The sequence below is a fragment of the Kitasatospora sp. NPDC098652 genome, from assembly GCF_044760155.1.
GTDB lineage: Bacteria > Actinomycetota > Actinomycetes > Streptomycetales > Streptomycetaceae > Kitasatospora.
The window spans coordinates 886,854-906,581 of the sequence record NZ_JBIWAQ010000001.1 but is presented as its reverse complement, the minus strand read 5'-3'; the positions used below and the strand labels follow the sequence as shown (position 1 = coordinate 906,581).

Sequence of the window (19,728 nt, the reverse complement as noted above, 5' to 3'; positions counted from 1 at the left end):
CTCCCGGGGCTGTCAGCGGCAGAGCGCGGCGGCGCCGATCAGCCCGGCGTCGGTGCCGAGCTCGGCGTGGCGCACGTCCAGGCCTCGGACGTAGGACAGGGCGGCGTAGCGGTCCAGGTGGCGGGCGAGCGGGGCGAACAGCACCTCCCCGGCGGTGGCGACGCCGCCGCCGACCACCACCCGGTGGAGGTCGACCAGGGCGGCGGTGGCGGCGATCCCGGCGGCCAGTGCCTGGGCGGCCCGGTCGAAGGAGGCCAGCGCGACCGGGTCGCCCGCGGCGGCGGAGGCGGCCACGGCGCGGGCGGTGGCGTCCTCGCCGGGCGGGCGCCAGCCCTCGGCGAGGGCCCGGCGGGCGATCGCGGTGCCGCTGGCCAGGCCCTCCAGGCAGCCGCGGGAGCCGCACGGGCAGGGCTCGCCGTCCAGGTCGACGGTGATGTGGCCGAGGTGGCCGGCGTTGCCGCTGGGGCCGGGGCGGACGGCGCCGTCCAGCACCAGTCCGGCGCCGACGCCGGTGGACACCACCAGGCAGAGCGCGTTGGCGGCGCCCCGGGCGGCGCCCTGCCAGTGCTCGGCGGCGGCCATCGCGACGCCGTCGCCCGCCAGCCGGACCGGGAGTCCGGCCACCGCCGGGTGCGCGGCGACCTCGGCGACCAGCGGGAAGCCGCGCCAGCCGGGGATGTTGACCGGGCTGACGGTGCCGTCGGCGAGGTCGACCGGGCCGGCGCTGCCGATGCCGACGGCCGTCACGGCGGCCCACTCGGGGGTGCCGGCCAGCTGGTCCAGCACCTTGTGCACCACGGCGAGCACGGCCGGGCCCGGCTCCCGGGCGGGGGTGGGCAGCTGCAGCCGGTGCCGCAGTCGGCCGGCGCCGTCGACCAGCGCCCCGGCGATCTTGGTGCCGCCGACGTCGAGGGCGGCGAACAGGGGGGTGAGCGGCATGGCGGGCTCCCGGAGGGGTCGGCGGCGCCCCGGCCGGGCGGGCCGGGGCGCCTTCACCGTACGTCGGTCAGCGGGCGGCGCTGAGGCGCAGCGTGACCAGTTCGAACGGCCGCAGCGCCAGGTGCACCGCGCCGTCCTCGACCGTCACCTCGCCGCGGGTGCCGTCCCAGGGCCGTTCCAGCAGGTCGCAGGGGACGGCGCCGGCCAGCGGGAAGGAGGTGGTGAGCCGGCCCCGGGCCCGGCCGCCGCCGGCCTCGTAGACCCGGACGACCAGGTCGCCGCTGCGGTCGTCGGCGAGCTTGACGGCGCTGACCACCAGGGCGTCGTGGTCCACCTCGACCAGCGGCGCGACCCGCTCGGCGGTGCCGGTGACCCGGCGCTCGGGCAGGCCGATCCGGTAGCCCTCGCGGACGGCGTCGCCGATCGAGGCGCCGGGGACCAGCGCGTGCCGGAAGCGGTGCAGCCCCTGGTCGGTCCTCGGGTCGGGGAAGCGCGGGGCGCGCAGCAGCGAGAAGCGGACCGTGGTGGTGGTGCCGCCGTCGGCGGCGCGCACGGTGCGGGTGACGTCGTGGCCGTAGGTGGAGGCGGTCACCAGCGCGACGCCCCAGCCGGGCTCGTCCAGGTGGACGAAGCGGTGGTTGCAGGCCTCGAACTTGGCGGCGTCCCAGCTGGTGTTGGTGTGGGTGGGCCGGTAGAGGTGGCCGAACTGGGTCTCGGCGGCGTACCGCTCGGTGTGGACGTCGAGCGGGAAGGCCGCCTTGAGGAACTTCTCGGTCTCGTGCCAGTCGACCTCGGTGTCGATGTCGAGCCGCTGCTCGCCCGCGTGCAGGGTGAGGGTCTGGACGACGGTGGAGGAGCCGAAGGAGCGGGCGACCCTGACCTCGGCCCGGCCGTCGGTGGCCGTGGCGGTGAGGGAGTCGACGCCGGTCAGGTCGGTGACGGTGTTGCGGTAGAACTGGTCCACGTCCCAGGCGTCCCACATGTTGGGGAAGTCGGGGTGCAGCTGGAGCAGGTTGGCCCGGCTGCCGGGGGCGACGGTCTCCCGGCCGGTGGCGAGCTCGACCGCCGAGGCGATCAGGCCGTCGGCGTCGACCACCACCTCCAGCAGGCCGTTGCGCAGGGTGAACCCGCCGCCGTCGAGCGGAGTGACCGTGGCGGCCGGGGCGTCCGGGGCGTCCGGGGCGTCCGGGGCGTCCGGGGCGTCCGGGGCGTCCGTGGCGGCGACGGTCGCGCCGCCCGCCGGGACGGCCGAACGGGCGTGCGGGGCGGCGTTGAACACCAACTCCCGTCCACCGTCGGCCGGTCCGGCCAGCGCCCGTTGGGCCGCGTCGATCAGCTCCTCCAACTCCCGCGCCAGCGCGGCGTAGGTGGCCTCGGCCTCGCGGTGCACCCAGGCGATCGAGGAGCCGGGCAGGATGTCGTGGAACTGGTGCAGCAGCACCGTCTTCCAGATCCGGTCCAGCTGTTCGTACGGGTAGGCGTACGGCTGCTCCGTTCCTGCGCGCAACGCGGCGGTGGCGCACCAGAGTTCGGCCTCGCGCAGCAGGTTCTCGCTGCGCCGGTTGCCCTGCTTGGTCTTCGCCTGGCTGGTCAGGGTGGCCCGGTGCAGTTCCAGGTAGAGCTCGCCGACCCAGACCGGCGGGTTCGGGTACTCGGCCTCGGCCTTGGCGAAGAACTCGGCGGGGTTCTCCCAGCGGACGGTGGCCGAGCCCTCCAAGTCCCGCAGTCGGGCGGCCTTGCCGACCATCTCGCGGGTCGTCCCGCCGCCGCCGTCGCCCCAGCCGGTCGGGGCGATCGAGTGCCGGGCCACCCCCTTGTCCTTGAAGTTCCTCGCCGCATGGGCGATCTCACTGCCCTTCATGGAGCAGTTGTAGGTGTCCACGGGCGGGAAGTGGGTGAAGATGCGGGTCCCGTCGATGCCCTCCCAGAGGAAGGTGTGGTGCGGGAACCTGTTCACCTGGCTCCAGGAGATCTTCTGGGTCAGCAGCCACTTGGAGCCGGCGTTGCGGATGATCTGCGGCAGGCCGCCGGTGAAGCCGAAGGTGTCGGGCAGCCAGGCCTCGTGGTTCTCGACCCCGAACTCCTCCAGGAAGAACCGCTTGCCGTGCACGAACTGCCGGGCCATCGCCTCCGAGCTCGGCATGTTGGTGTCGGACTCCACCCACATGCCGCCGGCCGGGACGAACCGGCCCTCGGCGACCGCCTTGCGCACCCGGGCGTACACCTCCGGGCGGTGCTCCTTGATCCAGGCGTACTGCTGCGCCTGGGACATGGTGTAGCGGAACTCCGGCTCGTCCTCCAGCAGGGCGGTCATGTTGGCGGTGGTCCGGGCGACCTTGCGCACCGTCTCGCGCAGTGGCCACAGCCAGGCGGAGTCGATATGGGCGTGGCCGATCGCACTGATCCGGTGCGCGGACGGCACGGCGGGCGCGGCCAGGACCGCGGTCAGCTCCGAACGGGCCGCGGCGGCGGTGCCGTTGACGTCCTGGAGGTCGATCGCGTCCAGCGCCCGCTCGACCGCGCGCAGCACCTCCCAGCGGCGGGCGCCGTCCACCGGGAGCTCGGCCATCAGCTCGCCGAGCACCTCCAGGTCCAGCGACAGCTGCCAGACGGTGTCGTCGAAGACGGCGAGGTCCATCCGGGCGAGCCTGTACTGCGGCTGGTCGCCTGCCGTCTCCCGGTCGCCCAACTCGGTGGGCAGGAAGGGGTGGTAGTCCAGGATCACCGGGTTGGCGGCGGCCTCGACGTGCAGCAGCACCTGCTCCCCGCCGGCCGCCGGGGCGGCGATCCGCACCCACTGGTTGCGCGGGTTGAGGCCCTTCACCGGGCTGCCGTCCGGGCGGTAGACCAGGCCCTCGCACTGGAAGCCGGGCATGTTGGCGTCGAAGCCGAGGTCGATCAGCGCCTCGACCGTCCGGCCGGCCCAGGCCTGCGGCACCGTGCCGGACACCGTCAGCCAACTGGTGCCCCAGGGCGCGCCCCAGGCGTCGCCGACGGCGATCGGGGTGCGCGGCGCGGCCAGGCCCTCGGCGACCGGGACGGGCTCGCCGGGGGCGGTCCAGATGCCGACCTCCAGCGGGACGGACTCCGGGTAGACGGCCGGGAGGATGCGCTCCTCCAGGACGCGCTTGAGGCGGGACTCGACGAGGGTGCGGTCATCGTGCATGTCGGCAGGCTCCGTTGCGTGCGTGCGTGCGGGAGGGCGGTTGCAGAGGTGGGCGGTTGGAGAGGTGGGCGGTGGCGGAAGGGAGCTCGGTGGTGAGGGCGGCGGCTACGGAGAACGTACGTCGGCGGGGTGGACCACCTCGGTGATGCCGCGCGCGGCCAGGTGCGCCGCGTCCCCGGCGCGTTCGGCGAGCACGGTGGTCGGGCGGGCGCCGGCCTCGGCGAGGTGCATGAAGGCCTCGTACACCGGGCCACCGGGGCCGCAGTCCGCGCGGCGCGGGGAGGTGACCTCGTCGCCGGTGGCGACCACCACGGCGGTGCTGCGCGGCTTGGGCGGCTGCCAGCTGCGGCGGGCCTCGGCGGCGGCCTCGGCGAGCCGGGCGCCGGCCGGCTTGACCGTCCGGTCGGTGGTCAACAGGCCGAGGCTGTATTCCAGTTCGGGGAAGTCGGCGAGCGAGCGGTCCACGTCGTGGGAGCACCACCAGGTGACGCCCCAGAGATCCGGGCAGTCCAGCACGGCCTCGACGGTGGCGGCGGTGAACCGGGCCGCGTCGGCGGCGGTGATGTGCGGGGCGGGCGCGCCGACCTCCTGCAGCCAGACCGGGCGGGCCGGGTCCTCGGCCCAGGCCTTGGACAGCTCGACCAGGTACGCGGCGTGCTGGGCGGTGGCGGTGGAGTGGGCGCCGTAACGCTGGGCGGTGCCGTTGAAGACCCAGGAGTGCACGGCGGTGGCGCCGCCGAGGCGGGCCGAGTGCCAGGGGGTGAAGGGGTGTTCGTCCAGGTACCAGGCCGCGTCGTAGGAGGCGTGCAGGTGCAGCCGCCCGGGCGCGCCGTCCTCGCAGGCGGCAAGCATCCGGCCCAGCCAGGCCTCGGCCTCGGCGGGGGTGCACCGGTCCGGGTCGGGGTGCGGGGCGCCGGAGAACTGGTTGATCTCGTTGCCGAGCGTCATCCCGAGGAAGTTCGGCCGCTCGCGCAGCGCCCCGGCGAGGGTGCGCAGGTAGGCGGCCTGGCCGTCCAGGACCTCGGGGTCGGTGAAGAGGTTGCGGCGGTGCCAGGTCCGCGTCCAGGCCGGCAGGAAGTCGAAGCTGGACAGGTGGCCCTGGAGGCCGTCCACCGCGACGTCCAGGCCGCGTTCGCCGGCCGCGTCCACGAGTGCGGTCAGCTGTTCGACGGCGCGCGGGCGGATCAGGGTGCGGTTGGGCTGGAACAGCGGCCAGAGCGGGAAGACCCGGACGTGGTCCAGGCCGAGGGCGGCGACCGAGTCGAGGTCGGCGCGCACGGCGTCCAGGTCGAAGTCCAGCCAGTGGTGGAACCAGCCCTTGCTGGGGGTGTAGTTGACGCCGAAGCGCGGGGCCTGCGGAGTGGTGGGCGCAGTGATCGCAGTGGTCATGGTGGTCACGGGAGGGCTACCTCAACTGGTTCGGGGCGTACGGACGGTGGTGTCGTCCTCGGGGGCTCAGCCCTTGACGGCTCCCTCCTCGACGCCCTGGAAGAAGAAGCGCTGGCAGACGGCGAACACCACGACGATCGGCAGGAAGGCGATCATGGTGCCGGCCGCGATCAGCCGGGGATTGGCGGAGAAGGTGCCGTTGAGGTACTGGAGCCCGACGGTCAGGGTGTACTTCTGCGGGTCGTTGAGCACGATCAGCGGCCAGAGGAAGTCGTCCCAGGCGCCGATGAAGGTGAAGATGACGATCACGCTGAGCATGCCGCGCACGTTCGGCAGGCCGATGTGCCACAGCCGCTGCCAGACGTTGGCACCGTCCACCAGTGCCGCCTGGTCGAGTTCGGCCGGTACGGCGGCGAAGGCGGTGCGCATCAGCAGGACGTTGAGCATCGCGATCGCCCCCGGCAGGGCCACCCCGGCCAGGGTGTCGGCCAGGCCGAGGCCGCGCACCAGCACGTACTGGGAGACGATGGTGACCTCGCCGGGCAGCACCAGGGTGGCCAGGAAGAGGCCGAGGAGCAGCCGGGCGCCGCGGAAGCGCAGCCGGGCGAGGGCGTAGCCGGCCAGGGTGCAGCCGACCACGTTGCCGGTGATGCAGACGGCGGCGACGGTCAGCGAGTTGAGGGCGTACGTCCACACCGGGATGGTGTCGGCGACGGTGCCGAAGTTGCCCAGGGTGGGCTGGTCGGGCAGGAAGCTCGGGGTGCGGGTGTAGACGTCCTCGGCGGGGCCCTTGAGGGCGGTGGACAGCTGCCAGAGGAAGGGGCCGATGACCAGCAGCAGCACGAGCAGCAGGAGCAGGTAGCGGGCGGCGGTCTGCCCGCGGGAGGGGGTGTTGAAGCCGCGGGCGGGCCTGGTGCGGCGGGCGGGCCTGGTGCGGTGGGCGGGCCCGGTGCGGCGGGCGGGTCCGGGGCTGAGGGTGGGTTCGGAGCCGAGGGTGGTCACGGGTTCAGGCCGCCTTCCGGTTCAGCCGCATCAGGAACAGCATCGGGCCGAGGGTGACCACGAACAGCAGCAGGCTGAGCGCGGAGGCGTAGCCCAGGTGGCCGTTGAAGCCGCGGCTGTACATCTGGATCAGCATCACCACCGACATGTCGCGGCCGCCGGGGCCGCCCAGCCCGTTGGAGAGCACGTACAGCTCGGAGAAGACGCGCAGCGAACTCACCGAGATGAGCGCGGAGATGAGCACCATGGTCGGGCGCACCCCCGGCAGGGTGATGTGCCAGAAGCGGCGCAGTGGGGTCGCGCCGTCCACGGCCGCCGCCTCGTGCAGCTCGTGCGGGACGTTGGCGAGGGCGGAGAGGTAGATGACCATGTAGTAGCCGAGCCCCTTCCAGACGGTCAGGGCGATCGCGCTGAACAGCAGCAGCCAGCGGTCGGTGAGGAAGGGGACCGGGGAGTCGGCCAGGCCGCCCTCCTGGAGCAGGCCGTTGACCAGGCCCCGGTCGTCCAGCACCCAGCCCCAGATCAGCGCCACCACGACGGCGGAGGCGATCACCGGGGTGTAGAAGGCGGTGCGGAAGAAGGTGATGCCGGGGATCCGGCGCTGGACCAGCAGGGCGAGCAGCAGTGGCAGGACGGTCAGCAGGGGGAGGCAGACCAGCATGAACACGATGCTGTTGAGCAGGGCGTCGGCGAGCTGGGTGTCGTCCAGCAGCCGGCCGTAGTTCTCCAGGCCGGTGAACCGGCCGCCGCCGATGGGCTTGGCGTTGGTGAAGGAGAGGATCACCGTGTTGACGGCCGGCCAGAGGTTGAACACGGCCAGCCAGAGTATCGCGGGGCCGGCGAGCAGCCAGGGAGTGAACCAGCGCCGGTGGGTCATGCGGATGCCTTCCTGGGGCTGGGCCTTCCGGGGCCCGGGCGGTACGGGCCCCGGGAAACGTACGAGGCCCGGGGCGGCGGGTGTGGGGGAGGACCCGCCGCTTCGCCAGTGGGTGGGGACGGAACTTCGGGACTTCGGGACAGCGGGACGTCGGGACTTCGGGACAGCAGGACAGCGGGACTGCGGGACTGCGGGGCGGCGTGGGGTCAGCCCTTGAGCAGCTTGTCGCACTGCTCCACGGCGGTGTCCAGGGCCTGCTTGGAGCTGCTCTGGCCGCTGATGGCGAGGGCGAACTGCTGCTTGACCACGGTGCCCATCGCGTCGTCCACCTCGACCGGCTGGATCAGCTCGGCCTTGGCGAGCGAGGTGAAGGCGATCACCTTGGCGTCGCCGGCGTTGGTGCCGTCGCTCTGGCTGAAGAACGGGTCGTTGGCCGAGGCCTTGGTGGACGGGAAGACGCTGGTCAGGTGGGCGAAGGCGGCCTGGTTCTCGGGGCTGGTGACCCAGCGGGCCAGGGCGACCGCGGCGGCCGGGTTCTTGGTGTTCTTCGGGATGGACAGGCCCTGGACGTACAGCGGCGGGGTGCCCATCGCGGGGGAGGGGACGACCTTGGGCGCCAGGGTGGGGTTGTCGGTGGCGAGGCTGGTGATGAAGTTGCCGCCGCCGGTGGTCCAGGCCGCGGTGCCGGCGCTGAACAGCTTGGAGTTGCCGGCGTAGGTGTCGGTGAGCACCCCGTTCGGCATCAGGCCCTCCTTGAAGGCGTCGCGGTACTTGTCGAGCAGCGCGGCGGCCTCCGGGGTGTTGAAGGTGAAGGACTTGCCGTCGTCGGCCATGATCTTGACGCCGATGTTGTAGAGGTCGCCGAGGCCGGGCTTGCGGCTCATCAGGTAGGCCTGGCCGCCCGACTTCTCCTTCATCACCCGGGCCTGGGCGATCAGCTCGTCCAGGCTGGTCGGGGGCTTCTTCGGGTCCAGGCCGTTCTTTGTGAGGAGGTCCGAACTCCAGTAGTTCACATCGGTGTTGAGGTACCAGGGGTAGCCGAAGGTGCCCTGGTAGCCGTGGTAGCGGTAGGCGTTCACGCCGCCGGCCACGTACTCGTCCGCGAGCTTGGGGTCGGCCTTGGCGACGTCCAGCAGGACGTCCTTCTTGGCGAGTGGGAAGGCGAAGTCCGGCGGGAGGTTGACCACGTCGGGCAGGGTGCCGGAGGCGGCCTGGCTGAGCACCTTGTCGGAGTAGCCCTCGCCGGGCTGGTCCAGCCACTCGACCTCGACGCCGGGGTACTTCTTCTTGAAGCCGTCGATCACACCCTGCATGTAGTCGGTGAACTTGGGCTTGAGCGCCCAGGTCTGGATCGAGACCTTGCCCTTGACCTCACCGGTGGCGGCCGCACTCGCCACGTTGTCGCTGCTCTTGGTGTCTCCGGAGCCGAGTCCGCAGCCGGTGAGGGCCGCCGCGGTGAGGGCCGTGCTGGTCAGTGCCGCCCAGATTCTTCGCATGAGGGTCTCCCGGTGGTCCTGGGTTCTGGGATGGGTGGTGGTGTTCAGAACCTGCTTAACTAAACCGGTCTAGCTCTGGCAGGGACTATGCTCCCGCCTAAACTTGACTGTCAAGAGAGGAGTCGGATCCTGTGGGCAGACCGACGATCGCCGACATCGCGCGCCAGGCCGGCGTCTCCAAGGGCGCGGTCTCCTTCGCGCTCAACGGCCGCCCCGGTGTCAGCGAGGCGACCAGGGACCGGATCCTGCGGGTCGCCGAGGAGATGAACTGGCGCCCGCACAGCGCCGCCCGCGCCCTCGGCGGCGCCCGCTCCGACGCCGTCGGCCTGGTGATCGCCCGCCCGGCCCGCACCATCGGCGTCGAGCCGTTCTTCAGCCAACTGCTCTCCGGCCTCCAGGCCGTGCTGTCGGCCAGCTCGGTCGCCCTGCACCTGATGGTGGTCGAGGACACCGCCGCCGAGATCGAGGTCTACCGGCGCTGGGCCTCCGAGCACCGGGTGGACGGGTTCATCGTGGTGGACCTCCAGGTCAAGGACCCGCGGCTGCCCGTCCTGGACGAACTCGGGCTGCCCGCCGTCGTCCTGGGCGGGCCCGGCAAGGGCGGCAACCAGCTGCGGATCTGGGCCGACGACCGCGAGGCGATGCTCTCCATCGTCGACTACCTGGCCGCCATCGGGCACCGCCGGATCGCCCACCTCGCCGGGCTGCCGCACTTCCAGCACACCCAGCGCCGGATCCGCGCGCTGCGCGACGCCTCCCGCCGGCTCGGGCTGGAGGAGGCACTGTCGGTGCCCACCGACTTCAGCGACGCCGAGGGCGCGGCGGCCACCCGCACCCTGCTCTCCCGGCCCGGGCGGCCCACCGCGATCGTCTACGACAGCGATGTGATGGCCGTCGCCGGGCTGGGCGTGGCCGGGGAGATGGGCGTCTCGGTGCCCGGGGAGCTGTCCATCGTCTCCTTCGACGACTCCGTGCTCGCCCGGATCGTCCACCCGCCGCTGACCGCGCTCAGCCGGGACACCTTCGCGCTGGGCGAGCAGGTCGCGCGCAGCCTGCTGGAGGCGCTGGACGGCGCCGGGCCCGGTCGGGACCTCCAGATGCCGACGCCTCGGCTGACCGTGCGGGAGTCCACCTCGCCGCCGGGCGGCGGTTCCTGACCCCGTCGGGTGGTTGTTGTCCGGGTCGTTGACACCCGTTCTGAACCGGTTTAGCCTCGCTGCGCCGAGAGGGTCCGCTCCTGCTGTCCGCTCCTCCGGCCTCCGGCTCCCCTCGGTTCAGCACCGGCACGCCCGCATGCGGCCGGCCCCCGTCCGCGACGGCGGGCCCGCCCCCACCCCTCCGCCCGATCGGAGCCCCCGCATGTCACGACGCCTACCCCTGCTGCTCAGCGCGGTCCTCGCGACGGCCGCACTCACCGCCACTCCCGCCGCCTGGGCCGCACCCGCCGCCTGGGCCGCACCCGTGACGGCCGCAGCCCCGCCGCCCGCGGCCACCGCCGGCCCGGGCAGCCAGCCGTACGCCTCCTACTGGTACCCCAGCACGATCCTCAACTGGGACCCGGCCACCGACCCGGACGCCCGGTTCAACCGCTCCCGCGTCCCGCTCCAGCCGCGCACCAGCGATCCGGCCCTGGCCGCCAACCCCAACGCCCGCGCCGGGGAGGGGAAGATCGCCTCGCTGGTCTCCTTCGGCCCCACCTCCAACAACCCCTCCCAGGGCTCCGCCGACCCCAACTACTACGCCTTCGGCTACTGGCAGTACGTCGACAAGCTGGTGTTCTGGGGTGGTTCGGCCGGCGAGGGCCTGATCCTCGCGCCCAACCCGACCGTGATCGACGCCGCCCACCGCAACGGCGTCAAGGTCTACGGCACCGTCTTCTTCCCGCCCGCCGCGTACGGCGGCCAGCTCCAGTGGGTGCGCGACTTCGTCCAGAAGTCCGGCAACCGCTACCCCGTCGCCGACAAACTCGCCCAGGCCGCCCAGTACTACGGCTTCGACGGCTGGTTCATCAACCAGGAGACCGGCGGCGGTGATGCGGGCCTGGCCACCGAGCTGCGAGATCTGATGCAGTACACCAAGGCACAGAGCAGCACCGAGTTCATGTGGTACGACGCGATGACCAGCTCCGGCGCGGTCGACTGGCAGAACGCCCTCACCTCTGCCAACTCGCCGTTCCTGCAGGACGGTTCGAAGAGAACCTCGGACTCGATGTTCCTCAACTTCGGCTGGACGTCCGACGGCCTGGACTCCTCCCGCACCCTGGCCCGGCAACTCGGGCGCAGCGAGTACGAGTTGTACTCCGGTGTCGACACCGAGGCGAACGGCTACAACACCTCCGTCGACTGGAACACCCTCTTCCCGTCCGGGCAGCCGCACACCACCTCGCTCGGCCTCTACCGCCCCGAGTGGACCTGGAAGTCCGCCACCGACCGGGCCGACTTCTACGCCAAGGACGCCCGCTACTGGGTCGGCGCCGCCAACGACCCGTCCAACATCGACCTCTCCTCCGGGTGGCCCGGCCTGGCGGGCTACGTCGCCGAGTCCTCGCCGATCACCGCCAAGCCCTTCGTCACCAACTTCGACACCGGCCAGGGCGACTTCTACAACGCGGCCGGCGCCCGGGTCGCCACCGGCGGCTGGAACAACCTCTCGCTGCAGGACGTCCCGCCGACCTACCGCTGGGTGGTCGACTCCGCCGGCAGCAAGCTCAGCCCGTCCGTCGACTTCACCGACGCCTACCAGGGCGGCTCCTCGCTCCGGCTGACCGGCACCCTGGACGCCACCAACACCGTCAGGCTCTACCAGACCCGCCTGCCGGTCGCCGCGAACAGCAAGCTCGACCTGGTGGTCAAGACCCCGGCCGCCGGCCCGACCAAGCTCAAGGCCGCGGTCTCCTTCACCGACGCCCCGGGCAGCTTCACCACCGTGGACGTCGGCAGCAACACCGGGACGGGCTGGGAGCGGCACACCCTCGACCTCTCCCGGTACGCCGGCCGCACCGTCGCCCAGCTCGCCCTCCAGGTCGCCGGCAACGATCCGGCCTACGACCTGCGGGTCGGCCAAGTCGCCCTCTACGACGGAGCGGTGGAGACCCCGGCCGCGCCGAGCGGGCTGACCGTACTCGGCGCGAGCGACGTGACGGCCGGCGCGAGCCAGTCGCTGCGACTGTCCTGGACGGCGGCCCCCGGCGGCAACGTCCACCACTACGAGGTGTACCGGCGCAACCCGGACGGCAGCCGGACCTTCCTGGGGGCCACCCCCAACGACGCCTACTTCGTCGGGCGGCTGGACCGGGCGGGCACCGAGGCCGCCACCACGCTGGACGTGGAGGCGGTCTCCACCACCTACGGGCACTCGGCCGTCGCCTCCACCAGCGTGGGCTGGAACGGCACCCCGCCGACGGGCTCGACGAACCTCGCGCTCAACCGCCCCGCCACCGCCTCCGGGCAGTGCAACGCCAACGAGGGCCCGGCCAAGGCCGTCAACGGGAGCGTCAACGGCGGCACGAGTGACAAGTGGTGCACGCTCACGGGCGCCAAGTGGCTGGAGGTGGACCTCGGTTCGGCGAAGAAGCTGAACAGGTTCGTGGTCAAGCACGCCCAGGCGGGCGGCGAGAGCGCCGCGTACAACACCCGGGACTTCTCCGTCCAGACCCGCGCGAAGAGCACCGACCCGTGGACGACGGTCGCCACCGTGACCGGCAACACCGCGGGCACCACCACCCACCCGGTGGACACCACCGCCCGCTACGTCCGGCTGGTCGTCACCAAGCCCACCCAGAACGGCGATCCGGCCGCCCGCATCTACGAGTTCGAGGCCTGGGGCCAGTAGGCGTCCGTACCGCGTAGGCCTCCGTACCGAAAGGACCACCCCCGTGCCGGTCACCACCATCACCGCCGTCGAGAGCACCGACCTGTTCGTCGGCCCCGAGGACGCCCCGCGCCAGATCCTGCGGGTCACGGTCGAGGGGCCGGCCGCCCCGATCACCGTCAGCGGTACGGGCGTCCGCGGCGAGGCGAGCGGCACGGGGCCGGTCGACGTCCCCCTGGAGATCACCGGAGCGGCCGTCGGCGCCCAACTGACCGTCACGGTAAGGGCGGAGACGAGCGAGGCCACCGGCGTCGTGGAGGTCGCCGAGCCCGGCTGGACGATGTTCCTGGTCTCCCACTTCCACTACGACCCGGTCTGGTGGAACACCCAGGCCGCCTACACCTCGCCGTGGGAGCTGCTCGGCGCCGACGCCACCACCCGGCCGCTCTGGGAGCGCAACGGCTTCGCCCTCGTCGACGCCCACCTCGACCTGGCCCTGCGGGACCCGGTGTACAAGTTCGTGCTGGCCGAGGTCGACTACCTGAAACCGTACTTCGACCAGCACCCGGAGCGGCGCGCGGTGCTCCGGACGCTGCTGGAGCGCGGGCAGGTCGAGCTCGTCGGCGGCACCTACAACGAGCCCAACACCAACCTCACCGGCGCCGAGACGACCATCCGCAACATCGTCCACGGCATCGGCTACCAGCGCGACATCCTCGGCGGCGACCCGCAGACCGCCTGGCAGCTCGACGTGTTCGGGCACGACCCGCAGTTCCCCGGCCACCTCGCCGCGGCCGGCCTCACCGGCAGCGCCTGGGCCCGCGGGCCGTTCCACCAGTGGGGCCCGATCCAGAAGAACTTCCGCCAGGGCAAGGACGACGCCCGGGTGATGCAGTTCCCCAGCGAGTTCGAGTGGATCGCGCCCGGCGGGGAGGGCGTGCTCACCCACTACATGCCGCACCACTACTCGGCCGGCTGGTGGATGGACTCCTCGCCGGACCTCGCCACCGCCGAACAGGCCGTGTACGAGCTGTACCGCAAGCTCAAGCCGGTCGGGGCGACCAGGAACCTGCTGCTGCCGGTGGGCACGGACTACACCCCGCCGAACAAGTGGGTCACCGCGATCCACCGCTCCTGGGCCGAGAAGTACCTGTGGCCGCGCTTCGTCTGCGCCACCCCGCGGGACTTCCTGGACGCCGTCCGGGCCGAACTCGCCGCCACCGGGCGCCGGCCCAGCCCGCAGACCCGCGACATGAACCCGGTGTACACCGGTAAGGACGTCTCCTACATCGACACCAAGCAGGCCCAGCGGGCGGGCGAGGTGGCGGCGGTGGACGCGGAGAAGCTGGCCGCGCTGGCCGTCGTCAACGGGCTCGGGGCCTACCCGGCCGCCGCGCTCGACAAGGTGTGGCGCCAACTCGCCTACGGGGCGCACCACGACGCGATCACCGGGAGCGAGTCGGACCAGGTGTACCTGGACCTGCTGGGCGGCTGGCGGGAGGCGTACGACCTGGCCACGGCCGTCCGGGACGCGGCGCTGGACGCGCTGACGGCGCGGATCGCCACGGCGGGCGTCGGCTCGGCGGGCGACGGCTCCGCGGGGGCGGGGGCGGGGGCGGGGGCTGGGGCGGGGGCCTCGGTCGTGGTGACCAACACGCTGTCCTTCGACCGGACGGACCTGGTGTCGGTCGAACTCCCCTCCGGTGCCGGGCCGGTGCGGGTCCTGGACGAGGCGGGCGCGCCGGTGCCGAGCGCCGTCGACCGGGGCGTGCTGCGGTTCCTGGCCGCCGACGTGCCCGCGCTCGGCTGGCGCACCTGGCGGCTGGTTGGCGGTGAGCCCTCGGCACCGGCCTGGGTCGAGGCCGAGGGTGCGGTGATCGCCAACGAGCGGTACCGGGTGACGGCCGACCCGGCACGTGGCGGCGGGCTCCGCTCGGTCTACGACCTGCTGCACGAACGGGAGTTGATCCAGGCGGGCCGGATCGGCAACGAGCTGCGGGTGTACGAGGAGTACCCCCAGCACCCCGACTTCGGCGAGGGCCCGTGGCACCTGGTGCCGAGCGGGCCGGTGGTCGGCTCCGGGGATCGCGCCGGTTCCGTGCGCCGCGAGACCGGCCCGCTCGGCGAGCGGCTGGTGATCGGCGGGACGGTCGACGGCCTGCGCTACGAGCAGACGGTCACGCTGTGGCGCGGGCTGGACCGGGTCGACTGCCGCACCAGGGTGGTCGACTACTCCGGCGCCGACCGGCTGCTGCGACTGCGCTTCCCGGTGGACGTCCCCGGCGGGCTGCCGGTCAGCGAGGTCGCCGGGGCGGTCGTCGGGCGCGGCTTCGCGCTGCCGGACGTGGACTCGGCGGAGGCGCCGTGGACGCTGGACAACCCGGCCAACACCTGGTTCGGGCTGGGCGCCACCGCACGGGTGGAGCTCACCGACCCGGCGGGGGCGGCCACCGGCTCGCGCGCGCTCGGCGTGGCCGAGGTGGTGGTGCCGACCTTGGACGAGGCCGCCGACGCCCGCCCGCTGGTGGTCGCGCTGGCCCGGGTCGGGGTCACCGCCACCACCTCGGGAGCGGACTGGGCGCGGTACGGCTGGCTGGACGTCGACTCCAACCTGCCGGACTTCCGGATCATCGTCGGCGGTCCGGAAGCCAACGACGCGGCAAGGGAGTTGATCGAGCGCTCGGGCGAGGAGTACGCGGCCGTGCTCAAGGCGCACGGCGCGGTGTGGGTGCCCGCGCTGACACCGCTCGCCGAGGTGTGGCGGCCCGACGCGGACCTGCGGGACCTGCGCTCCCTGCCCGCACTGGTGGTCGCCGATGTGCCGGCCCTGGTGGACGACCTCGCCGACGCCCGGATCACCGCCGTCTGCCCGGTGCCGGTGCCGGACGAACTCGCCGATCACACCGTGGCGTTGCTCAGCTTCGGCCTGCCCGGCTTCGCGGTGGACACCTCCGGGGCGCTGCACCTGTCGCTGATGCGCTCCTGCACCGGCTGGCCGTCCGGGGTGTGGATCGACCCGCCCCGGCGCACCCTGCCGGACGGAGCCTCCTTCCAACTCCAGCACTGGACGCATGAGTTCAGCTATGCGCTGGTGGGCGGCGACGGCGACTGGCGGGCGCAGACGCTGCCCGCGCAGGGCCAGGAGTTCAACCACCCGCTGTACGCGCGGCTCGTGGCCGCGCCGCAGGACGGGCCGCTGCCCGCCACCCTGTCCTGGCTGCGGGTCGAGCCGCAGCGTGAGGTGCTGCTCGGCGCGCTCAAGCCGGCCGGGAACCCGATCGCCCACGGCTCGGCGGCGCCCGTCCGGCCCGAGCTGACCGTGCGGCTGGTCGAATCCACCGGCCTCGGGCGGACGGCCGGGCTGGGTGGCGCACTCGGGCTGACCGACCTGCGGGCGGCCGATCTGCTGGAGCGCCCGCTCGGCCCGGCCGGGCTCGACCTGCCCGGCTCGGCCATCGCCACCCTGCTCGCATCGCCCGGCGTCTCGGCCCCGCCCGGGGGCGCGGTGCTCGGCCCGGTCGCCGAACCCGCCCAGCCCGTCCACGCCCGCTACTGGCTGCACAACCGGGGCCCGGCGCCGCTCGGCTACCTGCCGGTGTCGGTCGGTGCCTCGCCCGGGCTGCTGCGGACGGCGGGGGAGCCGGTGACGCTCTCGGTCGCCCTCTCCTCCCAGCTGCGGGACGCCGCCGTCGAGGGCACGGCCGTGGTGCTGCCGCCGGAGGGCTGGGCGACCAGCCTCGGCAGCCGCCCGTACCGGCTCGCCCCCGACGGCCACCTGCGCTTCCCGGTCACCCTCACCCCGCCGTCGGACGCCCGGCCCGGGCTGCACTTCGCCGCCGTCCGGATCGAGCACGACGGGCAGCAGGTCGAGGACGTGGTCACCATCGCCGTCGGCGACCTCCCCGAGCTGCTGCCCGTCCCCGGGGACGCGCCCGAGGACTGGACGGCCGCCCAGGGCACCAAGGCCGTGACCGGCCGGGACACCGGGCTGTCCGTGGAGGTTGCGCACCAGACCCTGCGCGTGGCTCCCGGCGGGCGGGGCGTGCTCGGGCTCACCCTCACCAACCGGACGCGCGGCGAGATCCGGGGCGAGCTGCAACTGGTCTCGCCCTGGGGGACGTGGGAGGCCATCGCCGACCCGGTGCGCGGGTTCACCGCCCCGGCCGACTCGGCCGTCACCGTCGACGTCGCCGTCACCGCTCCCGAGTCGCTCGACCCGGGCGCGTACTGGGCCCTCGCCAAGGTCATGTGGTTCGGCCGCTGCCAGTACGCCCCCACCGTCGCCCTGGTGGTGGAGGCATGACCCTCGGCCTGCTCGACGGACGCCCCCTCCCGCGCACCACCCTCGACGCCCGGCTCGTCGCCCTGCGGGGCGGCCCGCGCTCCACCGCCCTTCCCCTGCCCGGCAGTTCGGAGGACCGTCAGCTCACCCGGTGGGTCGCCCAGGTGCTGCTGACCGAGGCCCTCTGCGAGACGGTCGCCGCCGAACGCGGCCTGCCCGTCTCCGGGGACGGCCCGGCGCGGCTCGACCAACAGGCCGCCGTCGAGCTCGGCTCCATCACGGCGGCCGCCTACGAGGGCAGTGCGGCGGTCCGCGCCGTCTACGCGGCCGTGACCGCCGCCATCGAGCCGTCCGCCGCCGACCTCGCCCACTACCGCACCCTGACCGCCCGCCCACCGGCCACCCGCTGGCACCTCGCCCTCCCCGACGGCGCCTTCGAGGCCGACCCCGACACCCTCCCGGAGGCCCTCGCCGAGGCGCTCCGCGCAGCCTCACCGGGCGAGTGGGTCACCGTCGGCCCCTGGACGGCGATGCTCCTCGCCACCCTCACCGCCCCGCAGAACCCCGACCCCACCCCGGCGCTCCGGCAAGCCGCTCGAAGGGCGGAGTTCGTCCGCTGGCTCGACCACGAACGCGCCCAACGCCTCACCCTGGTCGAGGGATTGGAGCACCCCGGCGACCCGGCCCAACCCGACAACCACCACCGCCACTGACCCGCCGGGTCGAAGCCCCTGCCGCGCCCGGCCCCCGGGCGCGGCAGGAGGGTGGCTTCGTTAGGCTGCCGCCATGATTCGTGCAGTGGTGTTCGACGTCGGCGAGTGCTTGGTGGACGAGACCCGGGAGTACGGCACCTGGGCGGATTGGCTGGGCGTGCCTCGGCACACCTTCGTCGCGCAGTTCGGCGCCGTGATCGCGGAGGGCCGCGACTACCGCGAGACGTTCCAGGTCTTCCGGCCTGGATTCGACCTGTACGAGGAGCGCGAGAAGCGGGCGGCGGCCGGTCAGCCCGAGACGTTCGGCGAGGACGACCTGTATCCCGACGTCCGACCGGCCCTCGCACAGTTGAGGGCGGAGGGCCTCTGGCTCGCGATCGCGGGCAACCAGACGGTGCGGGCCGGCGCGATCCTGCGCCGGCTGTTCACGGGCGACGTCGACCTGATCGGCACCTCCGACGACTGGGGCGCGAGCAAGCCGGATCCGGCGTTCTTCGAGCGCGTCGCGAAAGCGGTCCCGGCGCGACCGGAGGAGATCCTCTACGTCGGCGACCGCCTCGACAACGACGTACTTCCGGCTGCCCGGGCCGGGATGTGCACGGCACTGATCCGTCGGGGGCCGTGGGGCTGGATCCAGCAGCACGACCCCGCAGCCGATCGGGCGACCTTCCGGATCGACTCGCTCAGCGAGCTGGCGGAGCTGATCGCGAAGGCTAACGCTGGAGTGAACTGAGCTTTGCCGCCCAGGAGTAGAGGCGGTCGTCGACGCGCCGGACCGAGTCGGAGTCCTGCCAGCTCGCGAGCGCCCGGCGGGCCTCTCGGATGCGCTCCATTCCGGTGGCGTACCAGGTCGCGCCCAGCTGATCGAGTGCCTGCTCCAGCAGAGCGCAGGCCGCATCAGGCCGTCGAGCGGCGGCCTCGACGGCTGCGAGGTCGCCGAGAACCACCACTCGCTGCTTGCCGGCCGTCTCGGGCAGATCCGCGAGCACCGCCTCAAGGGTGGTCCGGGCCTGGGGGACCAGGCCGGCTGCCAGCTCCGTGTTTCCCTTGAAGGCTGCCAGCCGGGTGGACGAGAACCAGGTGAACCACTCGGGGCTGCGGTGCTCGCCGCCCGTGCTCATGGTCTCCTCCGCCCGGCGCAGGATCGTCAGCGCTTGCCGGTGGTCGCCGCAGCGGGTCAGGCATTCCGCCTCCACGGCGTCGAGCCACGCCAGCAACTCTGCCGAGGCGGGTCCCCGCCGGGCGTACGTGCGGGCAGCCCGCATCCGCTCGGCGGTGTCCTCGCGGTGCCCCGCCCAGCCCGGGACGAACGCGGAGTGCCCGAGGATGGCCGCGCCGAGCAGCGGGTCATCGGCCTCACCTGCGGCTTGCAGGGCACGTACGAACGTGGCATCGGCGACCTCCGGCTGGCGGAGGTCGAAGAACTGGATCCGGCCCGCGAGGAGAAGGCTCTCCGCGAGGGCGGACGCGAGCACCCTTCGGGCGATGCCGTCGGTCTCGGCCAGCAGAGCCGCACCCAGGTTGGCGTGCTCGGCGACCGCCTGGTGCAGCGTGGCGGGCGGAACGCTCCAGTAGAGGCGTCGATGGGCCTCGGTGACCGCAGCGAAGTCCGCACCCACGGTCGGTGGCTGCGTCGAGGATGCAGCGGCCGGCCTCGGCAGCGCATGGGCGGCCGAAGGGCGACGGCCCGTGAGCGGCCGGGCCCCGTCCGGCCCCGGCCGGACGCTGTCGTCCCACGGCGCCCGGAACCCGAGGTCCTCGATCGGCAGGCGCAGGACGTAGGTGAGAAGCTGCTGGTGGTCATCGCGCGGCCAGGGCGGATTGGGAGACTCCCACCGCCCGATCTGTTTGCGACTGACGACGATCTCCCCAAGGCCGAGCTGGCGGGCTGCGTCATGCAGGGCGGCTGCGAGCGCCTGTTGGCTGGAGAGGCCGCGAGCCTGGCGGGCGGCCTTGAGGGCGGTGTTGCCGATGGACCGGGGCATGATGTCCTCCGAGCTTCTGATGCCACATCAACCATACGGCTGGCAGGGACGCATGCAAGACTCTCACTC

12 protein-coding genes are annotated in these 19,728 nt (G+C 73.1%); 5 read left to right on the top strand and 7 right to left on the bottom strand.

The annotated features are described in order from the left end of the window. Positions 1-12: 12 nt before the first annotated feature. From ACIQWA_RS03800 to ACIQWA_RS03775, 6 genes are all read right to left on the bottom strand, one after another. Complete coding sequence (locus ACIQWA_RS03800; protein WP_402477691.1) at positions 13-939, bottom strand: ROK family protein; 927 nt, start codon at positions 937-939, stop codon at positions 13-15. 67 nt (positions 940-1,006) lie between these two features. Beyond that, positions 1,007-4,105: an alpha-mannosidase gene (locus ACIQWA_RS03795; RefSeq protein WP_402477688.1), complete on the bottom strand. Its 3,099-nt coding sequence runs from the start codon at positions 4,103-4,105 to the stop codon at positions 1,007-1,009. 105 nt (positions 4,106-4,210) lie between these two features. Further along, positions 4,211-5,494, bottom strand: a complete 1,284-nt coding sequence (locus ACIQWA_RS03790; RefSeq protein WP_402477685.1) for a glycosyl hydrolase — start codon at positions 5,492-5,494, stop codon at positions 4,211-4,213. 66 nt (positions 5,495-5,560) lie between these two features. Beyond that, positions 5,561-6,496, bottom strand: coding sequence for a carbohydrate ABC transporter permease (locus ACIQWA_RS03785; RefSeq protein WP_402477682.1), 936 nt, complete (start codon positions 6,494-6,496; stop codon positions 5,561-5,563). 4 nt (positions 6,497-6,500) lie between these two features. After that, on the bottom strand, positions 6,501-7,373 hold the full coding sequence (locus tag ACIQWA_RS03780; protein ID WP_402477679.1) for a carbohydrate ABC transporter permease: 873 nt from the start codon (positions 7,371-7,373) through the stop codon (positions 6,501-6,503). A gap of 206 nt (positions 7,374-7,579) precedes the next feature. Then, positions 7,580-8,869 carry an ABC transporter substrate-binding protein gene (locus tag ACIQWA_RS03775; RefSeq protein ID WP_402477677.1) on the bottom strand — a complete coding sequence of 430 codons (1,290 nt, stop codon included), beginning with the start codon at positions 8,867-8,869 and terminating at the stop codon, positions 7,580-7,582. A 131-nt stretch (positions 8,870-9,000) separates the two neighbouring features. On the opposite strand from ACIQWA_RS03775, the gene ACIQWA_RS03770 reads away from it, so the two are divergent. The 5 genes from ACIQWA_RS03770 (at position 9,001) to ACIQWA_RS03750 (ending at position 18,407) form a co-directional block, all read left to right on the top strand. Next, the gene (locus ACIQWA_RS03770) at positions 9,001-10,026 is read left to right on the top strand and encodes a LacI family DNA-binding transcriptional regulator (protein WP_402477674.1); all 1,026 of its coding nucleotides are present in this window, start codon (positions 9,001-9,003) and stop codon (positions 10,024-10,026) included. Positions 10,027-10,228: 202 nt separating this feature from the next. After that, positions 10,229-12,700 (top strand): discoidin domain-containing protein, encoded by a 2,472-nt coding sequence (locus tag ACIQWA_RS03765; protein WP_402477671.1) that lies wholly within the window; start codon positions 10,229-10,231, stop codon positions 12,698-12,700. Between the two features lie 43 nt (positions 12,701-12,743). Next, positions 12,744-16,982 carry a glycoside hydrolase family 38 C-terminal domain-containing protein gene (locus tag ACIQWA_RS03760; RefSeq protein WP_402477669.1) on the top strand — a complete coding sequence of 1,413 codons (4,239 nt, stop codon included), beginning with the start codon at positions 12,744-12,746 and terminating at the stop codon, positions 16,980-16,982. Next, on the top strand, positions 16,979-17,674 hold the full coding sequence (locus ACIQWA_RS03755) for a hypothetical protein (RefSeq protein WP_402477666.1): 696 nt from the start codon (positions 16,979-16,981) through the stop codon (positions 17,672-17,674). The genes ACIQWA_RS03760 and ACIQWA_RS03755 overlap by 4 nt, the downstream gene beginning before the upstream one ends. Before the next feature lie 73 nt (positions 17,675-17,747). Next, the gene (locus tag ACIQWA_RS03750) at positions 17,748-18,407 is read left to right on the top strand and encodes an HAD family hydrolase (RefSeq protein ID WP_402477664.1); all 660 of its coding nucleotides are present in this window, start codon (positions 17,748-17,750) and stop codon (positions 18,405-18,407) included. Here ACIQWA_RS03750 and ACIQWA_RS03745 read toward each other — a convergent pair. Then, positions 18,388-19,659: a transcriptional regulator gene (locus ACIQWA_RS03745; RefSeq protein WP_402477662.1), complete on the bottom strand. Its 1,272-nt coding sequence runs from the start codon at positions 19,657-19,659 to the stop codon at positions 18,388-18,390. The two genes, ACIQWA_RS03750 and ACIQWA_RS03745, sit on opposite strands and share 20 nt — an antisense overlap. Between the last annotated feature and the right edge of the window lie 69 nt (positions 19,660-19,728).